This is a genomic window from Nonomuraea longispora, from assembly GCF_004348345.1.
Lineage (GTDB): Bacteria > Actinomycetota > Actinomycetes > Streptosporangiales > Streptosporangiaceae > Nonomuraea > Nonomuraea longispora.
In genome coordinates this window covers 41732-56269 of the sequence record NZ_SMJZ01000007.1, presented here as the reverse complement: position 1 = coordinate 56269, position 14538 = coordinate 41732, and the positions used below count along the sequence as shown (strand labels likewise).

The 14538-nt window shown below is 71.4% G+C and carries 15 protein-coding genes; 9 read left to right on the top strand and 6 right to left on the bottom strand.

The genetic code is table 11. From position 1 onward, the window contains the following. Nucleotides 1–6: 6 nt before the first annotated feature. Nucleotides 7–780 (bottom strand): IclR family transcriptional regulator, encoded by a 774-nt coding sequence (locus E1267_RS03650; protein WP_132329743.1) that lies wholly within the window; start codon nucleotides 778–780, stop codon nucleotides 7–9. A 148-nt stretch (nucleotides 781–928) separates the two neighbouring features. On the opposite strand from E1267_RS03650, the gene E1267_RS03645 reads away from it, so the two are divergent. The 3 genes from E1267_RS03645 to E1267_RS03635 are packed head-to-tail and all read left to right on the top strand — an operon-like array spanning nucleotide 929 to nucleotide 2834. Further along, the gene (locus tag E1267_RS03645) at nucleotides 929–1468 is read left to right on the top strand and encodes a UGSC family (seleno)protein (protein ID WP_132329741.1); all 540 of its coding nucleotides are present in this window, start codon (nucleotides 929–931) and stop codon (nucleotides 1466–1468) included. A gap of 9 nt (nucleotides 1469–1477) precedes the next feature. Beyond that, nucleotides 1478–2587, top strand: coding sequence for a hypothetical protein (locus E1267_RS03640; protein ID WP_132329739.1), 1110 nt, complete (start codon nucleotides 1478–1480; stop codon nucleotides 2585–2587). Next, nucleotides 2580–2834, top strand: a complete 255-nt coding sequence (locus E1267_RS03635) for a hypothetical protein (protein ID WP_220449324.1) — start codon at nucleotides 2580–2582, stop codon at nucleotides 2832–2834. Before E1267_RS03640 ends, E1267_RS03635 begins: the two co-directional genes overlap by 8 nt. Before the next feature lie 38 nt (nucleotides 2835–2872). Here E1267_RS03635 and E1267_RS03630 read toward each other — a convergent pair whose 3' ends face one another. Beyond that, entirely contained in the window at nucleotides 2873–3724 is an 852-nt protein-coding gene (locus tag E1267_RS03630) for a DUF72 domain-containing protein (protein ID WP_132329737.1), read from the bottom strand. Between the two features lie 63 nt (nucleotides 3725–3787). Between E1267_RS03630 and E1267_RS03625 the strand changes: the two genes are divergently transcribed. Continuing rightward, nucleotides 3788–4963 (top strand): L-talarate/galactarate dehydratase, encoded by a 1176-nt coding sequence (locus E1267_RS03625; RefSeq protein ID WP_132329735.1) that lies wholly within the window; start codon nucleotides 3788–3790, stop codon nucleotides 4961–4963. Nucleotides 4964–4973: 10 nt separating this feature from the next. Next, nucleotides 4974–5690 carry a FadR/GntR family transcriptional regulator gene (locus E1267_RS03620; protein WP_132329733.1) on the top strand — a complete coding sequence of 239 codons (717 nt, stop codon included), beginning with the start codon at nucleotides 4974–4976 and terminating at the stop codon, nucleotides 5688–5690. Here the strand turns inward: E1267_RS03620 and E1267_RS03615 are convergent, their stop codons facing one another. The 4 genes from E1267_RS03615 to E1267_RS03600 are packed head-to-tail and all read right to left on the bottom strand — an operon-like array spanning nucleotide 5691 to nucleotide 10138. Then, complete coding sequence (locus E1267_RS03615) at nucleotides 5691–6995, bottom strand: enolase C-terminal domain-like protein (protein WP_246063414.1); 1305 nt, start codon at nucleotides 6993–6995, stop codon at nucleotides 5691–5693. Next, a complete protein-coding gene (locus E1267_RS03610) occupies nucleotides 6992–8527 on the bottom strand; it encodes a tripartite tricarboxylate transporter permease (RefSeq protein ID WP_132329731.1) in 1536 nt (511 codons plus the stop codon). Before E1267_RS03610 ends, E1267_RS03615 begins: the two co-directional genes overlap by 4 nt. 9 nt (nucleotides 8528–8536) lie before the next feature. After that, nucleotides 8537–9073, bottom strand: coding sequence for a tripartite tricarboxylate transporter TctB family protein (locus tag E1267_RS03605; RefSeq protein ID WP_132329729.1), 537 nt, complete (start codon nucleotides 9071–9073; stop codon nucleotides 8537–8539). 57 nt (nucleotides 9074–9130) lie between these two features. Next, complete coding sequence (locus E1267_RS03600; RefSeq protein ID WP_132329727.1) at nucleotides 9131–10138, bottom strand: Bug family tripartite tricarboxylate transporter substrate binding protein; 1008 nt, start codon at nucleotides 10136–10138, stop codon at nucleotides 9131–9133. Between the two features lie 180 nt (nucleotides 10139–10318). Here E1267_RS03600 and E1267_RS03595 point away from each other — a divergent pair, with 180 nt between their 5' ends. From E1267_RS03595 to E1267_RS03580, 4 genes are all read left to right on the top strand, one after another. Then, nucleotides 10319–11260 carry a LysR family transcriptional regulator gene (locus E1267_RS03595; RefSeq protein ID WP_132329725.1) on the top strand — a complete coding sequence of 314 codons (942 nt, stop codon included), beginning with the start codon at nucleotides 10319–10321 and terminating at the stop codon, nucleotides 11258–11260. 123 nt (nucleotides 11261–11383) lie between these two features. Then, nucleotides 11384–12298 carry a 5-dehydro-4-deoxyglucarate dehydratase gene (gene kdgD / locus E1267_RS03590; protein ID WP_132329723.1) on the top strand — a complete coding sequence of 305 codons (915 nt, stop codon included), beginning with the start codon at nucleotides 11384–11386 and terminating at the stop codon, nucleotides 12296–12298. A 14-nt stretch (nucleotides 12299–12312) separates the two neighbouring features. Next, complete coding sequence (locus E1267_RS03585) at nucleotides 12313–13647, top strand: enolase C-terminal domain-like protein (protein WP_246063412.1); 1335 nt, start codon at nucleotides 12313–12315, stop codon at nucleotides 13645–13647. A 14-nt stretch (nucleotides 13648–13661) separates the two neighbouring features. Next, entirely contained in the window at nucleotides 13662–14519 is an 858-nt protein-coding gene (locus E1267_RS03580) for an NAD(+)/NADH kinase (RefSeq protein ID WP_132329721.1), read from the top strand. Nucleotides 14520–14538: the final 19 nt, after the last annotated feature.

Here is a 14538-nt window from a genome sequence, read left to right as displayed (position 1 = left end):
GCGGGCCTATTTCCGCACGCCGGCGGAGGAACAGGAGCGGGCCTGCGGGGCGCCCAGTGCCCGCGAGACGCCCCTGGCCGTGCCCTGTAGGTGGGCGAGTCGCGGTCCGTACGACTCCGTCAGCGGGAGGATCAGCGACAACGCGGCCACCACCGTGCCGCCGGAGCCGTGGATGGGCGCGGCCACGGACCGGTGCTCCTGGCGGATCGGGGTGGTCGCGTAACCCGTACGGCGGATGCCGGCCAGGGTCCGGCGAAGCTCGTGCTCGGTGATCGGGGAGCTCCAGCCCGGCATCGTCAGCGGCCCGGTCACGATCTCCTCCTGCAACTCCCGCGGCGCGTGGGCGAGCAGGACCAGCCCGATCGCGGTGGAGTGCAGCTCGTAGCGCCCGCCCACCCAGGTGCGGTCGGTGGCCGTCTCGGAGCTCAGGAACCGCTCGACGAACACGACCTGGTCCTTCTCCCTGACCGCCAGGTGCACGCCGCGGTGGGTCGTCTCGAACAGGTCCAGCATGAACGGCAGGGCGACTCGCTGCAGCCCCACCGACCGGGGGGTGCCCGCCGCCACCTCCCACAGCCGCAGCCCGATCCGGTAGCCGCCGGCGTCGTCGCGTTCGAGCGCGCCCCACTCGTGCAGCTCGGCGACGATCCGGTGCGTGGTGGTGAGCGGCACGCCGGAACGGCGGCTGATGCCGGACAGGCTGAGACCGCCTCCCGCGTCCCTCACCGTCTCGAGGACGCGCAGCGCGCGCCGGAGGACCGAACGCCGCTCGTCCGCCATGTCGCCGCTCCTCCCGATCCGGGCTTCCGGTATGCGGAAAGGTAGCTGGCCTCCGGCGGCGGGTCGAGCGAGGTTTCATGCGACGGGAGTCGTGTTCACGGGGACACGGCGACGCGCACCGACCGTACGACCTGGAGGCGTCGGGGACATGACAGGACCGGAGAAGCTGCTCGACCCCACGGGCCTTGACGACAGGGCCGCCGACGACACGCTGGCGCCACGGCCGCCGGGCCTGCGCGGGCTGACCGTCGGCCTGCTGGACAACACCAAGCCGAACGCCGTGCCGCTGCTGCGGGAGATCCACGCCGAGCTGCGCGGCCGCGCGGGCGCGGGCACGTCCATCCTGTACACCAAGGACTACTTCGGCATGCCGGCCGCGGACGACCTGCTCAAGCGGATCGCCGGCGAATGCGACGTGGTGGTGACGGCCGTCGGTGACTGCGGATCGTGCAGCGCGGCGACCGTCGCGGACGGGATCCTGCTGGAACGGCTGGGGACGCCCGCCGTGAGCGTCGTCTCGGACTCGTTCCTGGTGTCCGGCGGCGCCATGGCCAAGGTCCAGGGCTTCCCCGGGTACGCGTTCGCCGCCGCCCGGCACCCCGTGGCCAGCCTTGACGAGAAGCAGATCCGTGAGCGCGCGCGGGCCGTGATGCCCGAGGTGCTGCGCATCCTCGGCGTGGACTCCTGAGAGGCGGCGATGAGCACACAGAGCACGACGGCCGGCGCTCCGCGGGCCGACGCCGCGGAGATCCGCTCGGCCATGGAGTACTACGCCCGGCAGGAGTGGACGGACGGCCTGCCGGTGGTCCCGGTGACCGAGTCCTACCTCGCCGAGTTCCTGGCGAGCACCGCCGCCGACCCCGACGAGGTGCTCCTCACCATGCCGCACCTGAACCGCCGGCTCACCGTCCGGCTCGCCGCCATCAACGCGGCCATGGCCGGCTGCCTGCCGGAATACTTCCCCGTGGTGCTGGCCGCGTGGGAGGCCGTCGCCAAGGAGCCGTACCCGAAGAGGGGGATCTGGCAGAGCACCACGGGCACAGCCCCCTTGCTGATCGTCAACGGGCCCGTGCGCGAGCGGATCGCTCTCAACAGCAGGGGCAACGTCTTCGGCTCGGGTTTCCGCGCCAACGCGACCATCGGCCGCGCCGTCCGGCTGACCGCCATCAACGCCTTCGGCCTGCGCCCGCACCAGCTCGACCAGGCCACGCAGGCCACACTCGGCAAGTACTCCGCCTGCATCGGGGAGAACGAGGAGGAGAGCCCGTGGGAGCCCCTGCACGCCGAGCACGGCTTCGACCCGTCCTCCAGTGCCGTGACCGCGATGGTCTTCAGGTCGTGCATGCACATCGAGGCCCGCCATACCGGCCGGCCCGAGCAGCTCGGCCTGGACCTGGCGAACTCGATCCGCAGGACCGGCTCCCTGATCCACGAGACCAGCAGCGCCCTCGTCGTTCTCGGCCCCGAGCACGCGGCCCTGTTCGGCGGGGCGGGCTGGAGCAAGGACGACGTGCGCCGGCACATCTTCGACAACGCCGTCAACTCCCGGGCCGAGCTCGCCGCGGTCGGCAAGGACGCGCTGTCGCGGCACACCCGCTGGAGGCTACCGGCCGGTCACCCGGACGCCGTTCCCGACCAGGCGAGCGCCTCGGACACCCCGGACAGGGTGCCCGCGCTGAAGACGCCGTCCTCGATCGTGGTGATGGTCGCCGGGGCCGGCAACGCGGGCGTCTCCACCGTCATCGAGACGTTCGGCATGCGCGGGGACACCCCGTCGATCGCCCAGGTCAAGGACCTCGATGTCTAGCCCGGCGGAGGAGGGCGCGGTCCTGGACCGCGCGTTCGAGAAGTTCCGCGAGCTGATGGCGTCCGACGGCTACGCGCTGAGCTGGACGCTGACCGGCGGGAACCGGGTGGTGGTCGAGATCGTGGCGGGCGCGGACGCCTGCGCCGACTGTCTCGTCCCGCTGCCGGTGATGGAGGCGATCATGTCCGACGCGCTGGAGCCGACGCCGTACACGCTGGACCGCGTCGTGCTGCCGGGCGGGACGTAGCGCGCCCGCGTCCGCCCGCGTCCATTCGGCCATCCGGGTCAGAAGAGGGTCAGCGGTTCGCTGGGCATCGGCTCGGGCAGGGGCTCCAGCTCGGGCACGCGGGCGCGTACGTCGTCATGAAAGCGGCGGGCGAGCACCGGCGCGTCCGCGTTGTCCGGCGTGTGGACGAACACGGTCGGCGAGCGGCCCTCGCGCAGCCAGTCCGCCACGGTGTCGGCCCACGGACGCCAGCCGCCGATCGTGCGCGCCTCGTCGTCCCTGCCGAGGTAGCGCACGATCGGGCGGTCGGTGAGGGCGTGCGTGCGGCGCGGCAGGCGCGGCTTCTTCGTCCACGCGTCCCGTTCGGCGTCACTTGTCGGCGGGCTCTCGAAGAGCACGGTGGTGTCGAAGGGCACCCACTCGGCGTCGAAGCCTGTGAGGAGCCGTTCGAGGACGCCTCGTGACCGCTCGTCCTCGAAGAACGCGCGGTGCCGCACCTCGACGGCGTACCTGTGCGAGCGGGGCAGCCGGTGCAGGAAGGCCGCGAGGGCGCCGAGGTCGGCAGGCGAGAACGAGCCGGGCAACTGCAGCCAGAGGGCGTGGATCCGCGACTCCAGCGGCTCCATCGCCTCCAGGAACGTGCGCAGGTCGTCGCCGGCGCCGGTGAGGCGGCGCTCGTGGGTGATCGTCTTGGGCAGCTTGACAACGAAGCGGAAGCCGGGGCCGGTCTGCCTGGCCCACGACTCGACGGTGCTCCTCGACGGCGTGGCGTAGAAGGTCGTGTTGCCCTCCACCGCCTCGCACCAGGTCGCGTACGCGCGCAGCCGCTCGCCGGGAGGGAGCCCGGCGGGCAGGAGGCGTCCCTGCCAGCGCGCGTGGGTCCACATCGCGCATCCCACATGAAGCCGCATGAACGCGACGCTACCGAAGACCGGCGGGAACCGGAGAAGTTGTCATACGACTTAAGTACTCATATGATGACGGCGACCTCCAGCACGCCGACCCTTGGGACCGCCATGGCCGCCGACCGCATCCGCCACGTCACGCTCTCCTCCGTCACGCTCCCGCTCGACGTGCCTGTCAGCGACGCCAAGGTCCTCACCGGCCGGCAGAAGCCGATGACCGAGATCGTGTTCCTGTTCGCCGAGATCACGACGGACGAGGGCCGCCACGGCACCGGTTTCAGCTACTCCAAGCGGGCGGGCGGCCCCGCGCAGTACGCCCACGCCAAGGAGGTCGCGCAGAACCTGCTCGGTCAGGATCCGTCCGACATCGGCAGGGTCTACGACATGTTGTTGTGGGCGGGGGCGTCGGTCGGGCGTTCCGGTGTGGCGACGCAGGCGCTTGCCGCGGTGGATGTCGCGCTGTGGGATCTGAAGGCGAGGCGGGCGGGGTTGCCGCTGGCGAAGTTGCTGGGTTCGTATCGTGACGCGGTGCGGACGTACAACACCTCCGGCGGTTTTCTGCACGCTCCGGTCGAGGAGGTGAAGGCGCGGGCTGCGGAGTCGCTCGCGAGCGGGATCGGGGGGATCAAGATCAAGGTGGGTCAGCCGGACATGAGGGAGGATCTGCGCAGGCTGGCGGCGGTGCGTGAGCATCTGGGGGAGGATGTGCCGCTCATGGTGGATGCCAATCAGCAGTGGGACCGGCATTCGGCGTTGAGGTTCGGGCGGGCGGTGGAGGAGGTGGGGTTGGTGTGGATCGAGGAGCCGCTCGACGCGTACGACGCCGAGGGCCACGCCCGTCTGGCCGACGCTCTGGACACCCCGATCGCCACCGGCGAGATGCTCTCCAGCGTTCGCGACCTGATACGCCTGATCGACCTGCGCGCCTGCGACGTCCTGCAGCCCGACGTGCCCCGAGCCGGCGGCATCACCCCCTACCTCAAGGTCGCCGCGCTGGCCGACCACGCCGGCCTCCAGGTCGCGCCGCACTTCGTGATGGAGATCCACGTGCACCTGGCCGCCGCGCACCCGCGCGAGTCCTGGGTCGAGCACATCGAGTGGCTGTCACCGCTGTTCGACGAGCGCCTCACGATCGAGGACGGCCGCATGCGGGTGCCCGAGCGGCCCGGCCTCGGGCTCAGCGTCGCGGACGAGGCCGCCGCCTGGTGCCTCGACGCCGTCGAGTTCCGCGCGCCGGGCGGGTAGATTGTCACCCGTGCCGCCGGACAGGAAACTCGATCGCGACACCGGGCGTGGCCTCGCCCACGAGCTGGTCGAGCGGCTCAAATCCCGCATCCTGGCCGGCGAGATCGCCCCCGGCCAGAAGCTGCCGACCGAGTCCTCGCTGGCCGAGGAGTTCGGCGTGAGCCGCACGGTGGTCCGCGAGGCCATCTCGCGGCTGCAGGCGGCGGGGCTCGTCGAGACCTTCCAGGGCCGTGGCTCGTTCGTGCTCGACGTGCCCGCTCCCGCGCCGTTCTCCGTGGAGGCCTCGCGGGTCCGCACGCACCGCGACGTCCTCGACATGATCGACTTCCGCATCGGGGTCGAGTCGGAGTCGGCGGGGCTGGCCGCGCAGCGCCGTACCGACCTGCAGCTCAAGGCCATCGAACGTGCCCTCGTCGACCTCGGGAGCTCCGCTGAGCATCCCGGCCACGCCGTCGAGGCCGACTTCCGCTTCCACCTCAAGGTCGCGCTGGCCTCCGGCAACCGCTTCTACTCCGACCTGCTCGCCTCGATCGGCCCCATGATGATCATGTTGCCGCGCACGCGGCTGGCGCACGGCTACACGGTCTCCGACGCCACCCACCTCACCCGGGTGACGCTCGAACACGAGAACGTCTACCGCGCCGTCGCCGACCAGGACGCGGCGGCGGCGCGGGCCGCGATGCGGCTGCACCTGTCCAACTCGCGCGCCCGGCTGCAGGCGCCCTGACTACCAGCGGGCCGTGTTGGGCGTGAAGCCCGGCACGACCGTGCGCATGTACGCGGTGTCCTCGCGACCGCGCTGCCCGCACGTGACGTACTGCTCGTGCAGGGCCGCGAGCGCGTCCTCGTCCAGCTCCACGCCGAGGCCGGGCCCGGCCGGCACGGCCACGCTCCCGTCGCGGAACTCCAGCACCCCCGGCCTGACGACGTCCTCCGACTTCCACGGATAGTGCGTGTCGCAGGCGTAGGTGAGGTTGGGGGTCGCCGCCGCCAGGTGCGTCATCGCCGCCAGGCTCACGCCGAGATGTGAGTTGGAGTGCATCGACAGCCCCATGCCGAACGTCTCGCAGATGCCGCCGAGCAGGGCCGAGCGCCGCAGGCCGCCCCACAGGTGGTGGTCCGACAACACGACCTGCACGGCGTCGGCGGCGACGGCGGGCTTGAGATGCTCGAAGGCGATGACGCACATGTTGGTCGCCAGTGGCAGGACGCTCCGCCCGGCGACGGCGGCCATGCCGTCGATGCCGGGTGTGGGGTCCTCAAGATATTCGAGCACGCCGGAGAGCCGGTCCGCAACCTCGACCGACGTCTCGACGGTCCAGGCGCCGTTGGGGTCGATGCGCAGCGCGTGCCCGGGAAAGGCCGCGGCCAGCGCCTCGACGGTCTCGACCTCGTGGCGGGGCTCGTACACGCCGCCCTTGAGCTTGATCGCGCCGAAGCCGTACTCGTCGACCATGCGCCGCGCCTGGGCGACCATCTGCTCGGGCGTGCGGCCCTCGCCCCACGTGTCGTCGTCCTGGCCCGGGCGAGCGGCCCACTTGTAGAACAGGTACGCCGAGTACGGCACACGCTCGCGTACGGCGCCGCCGAGCAGGTCGCTGACCGGCCGGCCGAGCGCCCTGCCCTGCAGGTCGAGCAGCGCCACCTCGAACGGCGCCGCCACGGTGTCGACCGCGCTCGACAGGTCGAGCATGCCGCCGAAGCTGGCTCCCGCGCCGCCGGTGGACGCGCCCAGCGCCGTCACGACCACGCGGCGCAGCCCGTTCAGGTCGAACGCGTCGAGGCCGGGCAGGGCGGCGGCGACGGCTTCGAGGCGCTGGAGGTGGGCCTGGTCGGCGTACGTCTCCCCGAGCCCGACCAGCCCGGCGTCCGTGTGCACCTGGACGATGGCGCGCAGCACGTACGGCTGGTGCACGCCGACGACGTTGAGCAGGGGCGGGTCGCGGAAGGCGACGGGGGTGACGGACACCCGGCTGACCCGGCCGCCCGCCTGCGATTCAGGCGTGGGCCGGTGTCCGGCGCGCATGGTCATGGCGTGTTCTCCTCGACGGGTTCGTCCGCGCGCCCGGCCGGTTCCTCGGCGGGCCTGCGGCGGCGCAGGGCCTTGCGGATGAGGGGCAGGACGGCGACCAGCAGGACCAGCGCGAGCACCGTGCCGGAGATCGGGCGGGTGAAGAAGCCGGTCGGGTCGCCGCCGAAGATGAGCAGCGACTGCCGCGAGGAGTTCTCGATCATCGAGCCGAGCACGAACGCCAGCACGAGCGGCCCCGGCTCGAAGCCGAGCTTCTTCATCAGGTAGCCGAGCAGGCCGAAGGCGATCACCAGGAAGATGTCGTAAACCTGGTTGTTCACCGTGTACGCGCCGAGCAGCGTGATGAGCACCGTGATCGGCGCCAGGATGGCCGGCCGCACGCGCAGGATCCGCACGAAGACGCCGACCATCGGGATGCTCATGATGAGCAGCAGGATATTGCCGATGTACATCGAGTTGATGACGCCCCAGAAGACGTCGGGGTGCTGGGCGACGAGCTGCGGGCCCGGCTGGATGCCCTGGATGAGCAGCGCGCCGAAGATGAGGGCCATCGTGGCGTTGGCCGGGATGCCGAGCGTCAGCAGCGGGATGAACGACGAGGTGGCGGCCGCGTTGTTGGCGGTCTCCGGCGCGGCCACGCCCTCGACGGCGCCCCGGCCGAACCGTTCCGGCTGCTTCGCGCGCCGCTTCTCGAACGCGTACGCGGCCAGGGAGGACAACGTGGCCCCGCCGCCCGGCAGCACGCCGAGGAAGAACCCGATGAGCGAGCCCCGCCCGATCGCGCCTTTCGACCGGCCGAGGTCCTTGCGGGACGGCCACACGTTGCCGACCTTGGCGGGGGAGTGGACCTGGTTGTGGCGTTCCTCGATGTTGTAGAGGATCTCGCTGAGCCCGAACAGGCCCATGGCGAGCGGCACGAAGTCGATGCCCTCGGCCAGGTTGAGGCTGTCGAAGGTGAAGCGCTCCGCGCCCGTGAAGGTGTCGCGGCCCACGGTCGCGAGCAGCAGGCCGACGCAGGCGGCGATGATGGCCTTGAGCTTGTGGCCGTTGCCCACCGACGAGATCAGCAGCACGCCGAGCACGCCCAGCGCCGCGTACTCGGGAGGCCCGAAGTCGAGCGCGAAGCCGGCGACGATCGGGGCCAGCAGCGTCAGGCCGAGGATCGAGACGGTGCCCCCGATGAAGGAGCCGATGGCCGCGATGCCGAGCGCGGTGCCCGCCCTGCCCTGCTTGGCCAGCGCGAAGCCGTCGAAGACGGTCACCACCGAGGACGCCTCGCCCGGCAGGCGCAGCAGCACGGAGGTGATGGTCCCGCCGTACTGGGCGCCGTAGAAGATCCCCGCCAGCATGATGATCGCCGGAACGGGCCCGACGCCGTACGTGAGGGGCAGCAGGATGGCGATCGTCGCGCCGGGGCCGAGCCCGGGGAGCACACCGATGAGCATGCCGATGATGACGCCGACGAGGCAGTAGAGCAGGTTGTCCGGCTCCAGGACGACGCCGAAGCCGTTGATGATCGGGGAGATGTCCATGTGACTTTCTCAGATGAGGCGCGGGAGCGGGACCTGCAGCAGCAGGACGAAGATCACGTAGAACGCGGCCACGGTGCAGACGCTGATCACGATGGACGATCGCCACGACTCCTTGCCCAGCCAGCGCAGCCAGACGAACACCAGCAGCAGCGACGGGATCTCGAAGCCGATCAGGGGGAGGAGCACGGCGAGCAGCACGAGCGTCACCAGCGCGACCAGGGTGAGCAGGCTGGCCTTGGAGAAACGTTCGGCGTCCTCCAGCAGGCGGCCCGTGACGACGAGCGCAGCCGACAGCGCGACGATGACGACGCTGATGGCGAACGGCCACAGGCCGGGGCCCGGCTGGGTGAGGCTGCCGAGTCCGAGCGCGTACGATCCGACCGCCCCGAAGATCCCGGCGGCGAGCCCGGCCAGGGCCGCCGCGACCTGCGAGAGGGGGCCCGCGTGCGGCGGCCGTGACTCGTCCAGCTCGGCCTGGAGCCGCTCGGCCTCGGCGGCGACGTCGTCGAGCGGTTCTGGCGACCTTGCGGGGTCGGACATGGACATGCTCACTCCTTGGTGGCGGGCGGACGAGCGGGAGGGGGTGGCCTGCCGGATCCTCGGTCAGCCGGCCAGGCTGATCCCGAACTCGTCGAGCTGCTTCTTGTAGGTGGCGGTGTCGCTCTGCAGGGAGCTGAGGACCTCGTCGGGCGTGACCTCCATCGGGGTGAGCGAGTTCTGCTCGTTGAACTTCTTGTACTCCGGCGTGGCGAACGTCTTCTTGGCCGCTTCCAGCAGCCTGGTCTTGACGTCCTGCGGCGTGCCCTTGGGCGCGGTGAGGAAGCGGTACTGCGTCACCTGCACGTCGAAGCCCTGCTCCGTGGCCGTCGGCACGTCCGGCAGGTAGGGGATGCGCTCCTTGGAGAAGACCGCGAGCGGCACGAGCCTGCCGGCCTTGACGTTCTCGATGGCCTCGCCGATCTGCATGGTGGAGACGTCGACCTGGTTACCGAGCAGCGCGGTCAGCGCGGGGGAGCCGCCGTCGAAGGGCACGGCCGTGGCCTCGATGCCGGCCGTCTTGAAGGTCAGCGCTGAGGCCAGCTGCGCGCCCGTGCCGACGCCGGTCGTGCCGTACCGGATCGGCTTGCCGGCCTCCTTCATGTCCTTGATCGACTTGTAGCCGGATTTGGGGTTGGTCGCCATGACGTAGTCGTCGCGCGAGACGCCGGTGATGACGTCGAAGGAGTCGATCTTCGTGGCCTCGGCGGGCGACACCGTGAGCGGCGTGATGGTGAACAGGGAGGCGTTCTGGACGGCGAGCTTGTAGCCGTCGGGGGCCGCCGACTGCAGCTCCTTGGCGTTGAGCGCGCCGTTGGCACCCGGTTTGTTGAGCACCGGCGCGGAGACGCCGAGCTCCTTGGCCATGCCCTGGGCCAGCGCCCGGGTGATGAGGTCGGTCGAGCCGCCGGGCGAGGCGCCGACGCTGAACTCGATGTTGCCCGACGGATATTCGCCGCCGTCGCCGCCGGTGGACGTCGTCTTGACCCCGCCGCATGCGGTCAGCGCGATGGCGGCGACGGTGCCGAGGACTCCCGCGAGAACGCGGCGGGGGGCTGTCCGGGATGCCGGCATGGACTTCTCCTTCGTGCGGGCGGTGCCCCTCGGTGGGGTGCGCGTGGTGTGCGTGCTGCGGAGTTTCGGACGGACGTCAAGGGCGGTTTTCATCCGTTTTCTGTAGTCTCCGGAGAGTAGGGACCTGCTGCGATGCCTGTCCAGGCTCATTTCGGTATCAAGTGATACTATTTCCGCATCATGCTAACACTTGATCAGATCCGGGCATTCGTCGCAGTTGCCGAGGAACTCCACTTCGGCCGGGCCGCTGATCGGCTGCGCATGACCCAGCCCCCGCTCAGCCGGCACATCCAGAAGCTGGAGCGGGTGGTCGGCGTGACCCTGCTGGAACGCGACAACCGGCGCGTGGTCCTCACCGACGCCGGCCGCGCCTTCCTGGACGACGCCCGGCGCATGCTCACGCTCGTCGACACCGCGGGCGACCGTGCGCGCAGGATCGCCAGCGGCGCCGCCGGGACCGTACGGCTCGGCTTCACGGCCGTCTCCGCCATCAGCATGCTGGGCGCGCTGCTGCGCAGGTTGTCGGAACAACTGCCGGAGATCGACGTCATCCTGCACGAACGGGTCACCGCCGGGCAGGTCGACGGCCTGCTCCGCGGCGAGCTCGACGTGGGGCTCGCGCGCCCGCCGTTCGACATCGCCACGCTCGACTCGCGGGTCGTCTTCCGCGAGCCGCTGTGCGCGGTCGTGCCCCTCGGGCATCCGCTCGCCGGTCTCGGCCGGCCGCTCGTGCCCGACGACTTCGACGGACTGCCGGTGATCAGCTACAACCCCGTGCAGTCGCGGTACTTCCACGAACTGACCGTGCACTTCCTCACCAACGCCCACCCCCGGATCGAGCAGCAGGTGCACCAGATCCTCACCGCGGTGCTGCTCGTGGCGGCCGGGCGGGGCGTCGCGCTGGCGCCCGCCAGCGCCCGCTCGCTCGGCATCGACGGCGTCACCTTCTGTGAGCTGGCCCGCGGCGGCGGCGATCCGCTGGAGAGCGAGGAGAACGCCACCGGAGAGCCGGTCGAGCTGCACGTGATCTGGGACCGCGGCTCCACCAACCCCGCGCTCCGGCGGGTGCTCGACCTGCTTCCCGACCTCGAGGCACCCCCGCCGTCGCTGATGATGCCCTGACAGCATCGCCGGATACGAAAATGCACTTGGACAGGAATCGCCCCAGCTCCCTAGCCTGGCGGCATCAGACCTGACCTGCGGCGCACGGGGGACCCCACTGCCGCATGTAAGCAAAGGACCGCCATGCCCAGCTTCTCCCCGCACGAGCTCGCGACCCAGCTCAAGAGCGGCCTGCTGTCCTTCCCCGTCACCCACTTCACCGAGGACCTCCGCTTCGACGAGGCGCGCTACCGCGAGCACCTCGCCTGGCTGAGCAGCTTTCCCGTGGCAGGCCTGTTCACCGCCGGGGGCACGGGCGAGGGCTTCTCACTGACCTCCGCCGAGATCGACCAGGTGGTCCGCGCGGCGGTCGACCAGGTCGGCGGCAGGCTGCCGGTCGTGGCGCCCGCCACCGGTGGCACCGCCAACGCCGTCGCGCAGGCCCAGGCCGCCGAGGCCGCGGGCGCCGACGGGCTGCTCCTCATGCCGCCCTACCTCACCGAGGCCGGTCAGGCGGGTCTGATCGAGCACGTCAGCGCGGTCTGCCGCGGCACGGGGCTCGGCGTGGTCGTCTACAGCCGCGCCAACGCCGTCCTCACCGACCGCTCCGTCGAGATCCTGGCCGACAGGAACGCGAACCTCGTCGGCTTCAAGGACGGCGTCGGCAACATCGAGAACCTCGCCCGCATCTACGCCGGCGTCGGCGACCGCCTGGCCTACATCGGCGGCCTCCCCACTGCGGAGACCTTCGCGCTGCCGCTGCTCCAGCTCGGCATGAGCACGTACTCGTCGGCCATCTTCAACTTCGTCCCGCAGTTCGCGCTCGACTTCTACGCCGACGTCCGCGCCCAGGACCGGGAGGCGGTCTACCGTCGCATCAGGGAGTTCGTGGTCCCCTACCTGGACATCCGCGACCGCGAGAAGGGGTACGCCGTGTCCGTCATCAAGGCCGGGCTGACCGCTGCCGGACGTCACGGCGGGCCCGTGCGCCCGCCGCTGCAGAATCTCACCGAGGACGAGCTCGCCGAGCTGACCGCCCTCGTCAACAAGATCAGCTGAGAGGGTCCCCGCCCGTGTCTCCCACCATCCAGCGCGTCGAGGTCGTCCCCGTGGCCGGGTACGACAGCATGCTGCTCAACCTCAGCGGCGCCCACGGGCCGTTCTTCACCCGCAACGTCGTCGTCACCACCGACTCCGACGGGCGTACGGGCCTCGGCGAGGTGCCGGGTGGCGAGGCGATCCGGCGTACCGTCGAGGAGGCCGCGACGCTGCTGACCGGCGAGCCCGTGGCACGCCACCGCAGCCTGCTGCGCTCGGTGGCGGCCCGGTTCGCCGACCGGGACGCCGCCGGGCGGGGCGCGCAGACCTTCGACCTGCGCACCACGGTGCACGCGGTCACCGGGCTGGAGTCCAGCCTGCTCGACCTGCACGGCCGGTACCTCGGCGTCCCAGTGGCGGAGCTGCTCGGCGACGGGCAGCAGCGCGACCGGGTGCCGATGCTGGGCTACCTGTTCTACATCGGCGACCCGGGCAAGACGGACCTGCCCTACCGGGTCGACGACGGCGGCGAGGAAGGCGGCGGCGACCGCTGGTCGCGGCTGCGCCGCCGCGAGGCCCTGACCCCGGACGCGGTGGTCGCGCTGGCCGAGGCCGCCCAGGAGCGGTACGGGTTCGCCGACTTCAAGCTCAAGGGCGGGGTGCTGCCCGGCGAGCAGGAGATCGAGACGGTCAGGGCGCTGGCCGGCAGGTTCCCCGGCGCGCGCATCACCGTCGACCCCAACGGCGGCTGGCTGCTGGCCGACGCCGTCCGGCTGTGCGCGGGGCTCGGCGACGTGCTCGCCTACGCCGAGGACCCGTGCGGGGCCGAGGGCCGCTTCTCCGGCCGGGAGACGATGGCGGAGTTCCGGCGCGCGACCGGCCTGCGCACCGCCACCAACATGATCGCTACCGACTGGCGGGAGATGGCGCACGCCGTACGCGCGAACGCCGTCGACATCCCGCTCGCCGACCCGCACTTCTGGACCATGTCCGGCTCCGTCAGGGTCGCCCAGCTCTGCCACGACTTCGGCCTGACCTGGGGTTCCCACTCCAACAACCACTTCGACATCTCGCTGGCGATGTTCACGCACGTCGGGGCCGCCGCCCCTGGTGAGATCACCGCCCTGGACACGCACTGGATCTGGCAGGACGGCCAGGCCCTCACCACCAGGCCGCCGCGGATCACGGACGGCGCCGTCGACGTGCCCACCGCACCCGGGCTCGGCGTCGAGCTCGACCGCGCGGCCCTGGACGAGGCCCACGAGCTCTACCTCCGCCAGGGGCTCGGCGCCCGCGACGACGCCGTGGCCATGCGCTATCTCGTGAAGGACTGGGTGTTCGACCCGAAACGCCCCTGCCTCGACCGCTGACCTAAGGTTGGCGCATGGGCATGGTCGGGACGGTCGGGCTGGTGCTGCACCCCCAGCGCGACTCCAGGAAGGCGATCGACACCATCCTGCGCTGGGCGGCCTGCAACGACGTCACCGTGCTCGGCCTGCCCGAGGAGGTGGGCCGCATCGACTGCAGCGCCGTGCCCGTAGACACCGACACGCTCGTCGAACGGTCCGACCTGCTGGTCGGGCTCGGCGGCGACGGGACGATGCTGCGCACGATGCGGCTGCTCGCCGGGCGGCGCACGCCCATCCTCGGCGTCAACCTGGGGCGGCTCGGGTTCCTCGCGGAGATCGACGTGGACGACCTGGCCGGCACGCTCTCCGCGATCGACGAGCACCGCTACACGATCGAGCCGCGGATGGCGATCCAGGCCGAGGTCCAGGGCGCGGACGTGACCGCGTTCAACGACATCGCCCTCGTACGGATCCCCGGAGAGGGGCTGGCGGGCGTCGCGGTGAGCGCGGCGGGCAGCGACTTCGTCCGCTTCGCCGCCGACGCCGTGATCGTGTCGACCTCCACCGGATCCACGGCCTACAGCTTCTCCGCCGGCGGGCCCATCGTGTCGCCCCGGGTCGAGGCCGTGCTGGTCGTGCCCGCCGCCGCCCACTCGGCCTTCAACCGGGCCCTGGTGCTGCCCGCCGACGAGGAGGTGACGCTCCAGGTGCTGCCCACCAGCGGGCGGCTCGCGGTCGAGGTCGACGGGGCCGTGCTCGGCCACCTGTGCCCCGGTGACAGCATCACGGTCACCGCCTGGCCGGGGGCGGCTCAGGTGGTGCGGCTCGGCACCACCTTCTACGACCGGGCCCGGCGCAAGCTGCGCGTGGACGGCAGCGCCGAGGCCTACTGACCGCCGCGCGGCCTGACGG

Excerpts from the sequence above, each read along its gene's own strand:
- E1267_RS03610 (WP_132329731.1), bottom strand. The coding sequence starts at position 8,527 with ATGGACATCTCCCCGATCATCAACGGCTTCGGCGTCGTCCTGGAGCCG.
- E1267_RS03595 (WP_132329725.1), top strand. The coding sequence starts at position 10,319 with ATGCTAACACTTGATCAGATCCGGGCATTCGTCGCAGTTGCCGAGGAA.
- E1267_RS03615 (WP_246063414.1), bottom strand. The coding sequence starts at position 6,995 with ATGACCATGCGCGCCGGACACCGGCCCACGCCTGAATCGCAGGCGGGC.
- E1267_RS03640 (WP_132329739.1), top strand. The coding sequence starts at position 1,478 with ATGAGCACACAGAGCACGACGGCCGGCGCTCCGCGGGCCGACGCCGCG.
- E1267_RS03625 (WP_132329735.1), top strand. The coding sequence starts at position 3,788 with ATGATGACGGCGACCTCCAGCACGCCGACCCTTGGGACCGCCATGGCC.
- E1267_RS03580 (WP_132329721.1), top strand. The coding sequence starts at position 13,662 with ATGGGCATGGTCGGGACGGTCGGGCTGGTGCTGCACCCCCAGCGCGAC.
- E1267_RS03645 (WP_132329741.1), top strand. The coding sequence starts at position 929 with ATGACAGGACCGGAGAAGCTGCTCGACCCCACGGGCCTTGACGACAGG.
- E1267_RS03600 (WP_132329727.1), bottom strand. The coding sequence starts at position 10,138 with ATGCCGGCATCCCGGACAGCCCCCCGCCGCGTTCTCGCGGGAGTCCTC.
- E1267_RS03635 (WP_220449324.1), top strand. The coding sequence starts at position 2,580 with ATGTCTAGCCCGGCGGAGGAGGGCGCGGTCCTGGACCGCGCGTTCGAG.
- E1267_RS03650 (WP_132329743.1), bottom strand. The coding sequence starts at position 780 with ATGGCGGACGAGCGGCGTTCGGTCCTCCGGCGCGCGCTGCGCGTCCTC.
- E1267_RS03605 (WP_132329729.1), bottom strand. The coding sequence starts at position 9,073 with ATGTCCATGTCCGACCCCGCAAGGTCGCCAGAACCGCTCGACGACGTC.
- kdgD (WP_132329723.1), top strand. The coding sequence starts at position 11,384 with ATGCCCAGCTTCTCCCCGCACGAGCTCGCGACCCAGCTCAAGAGCGGC.
- E1267_RS03630 (WP_132329737.1), bottom strand. The coding sequence starts at position 3,724 with ATGCGGCTTCATGTGGGATGCGCGATGTGGACCCACGCGCGCTGGCAG.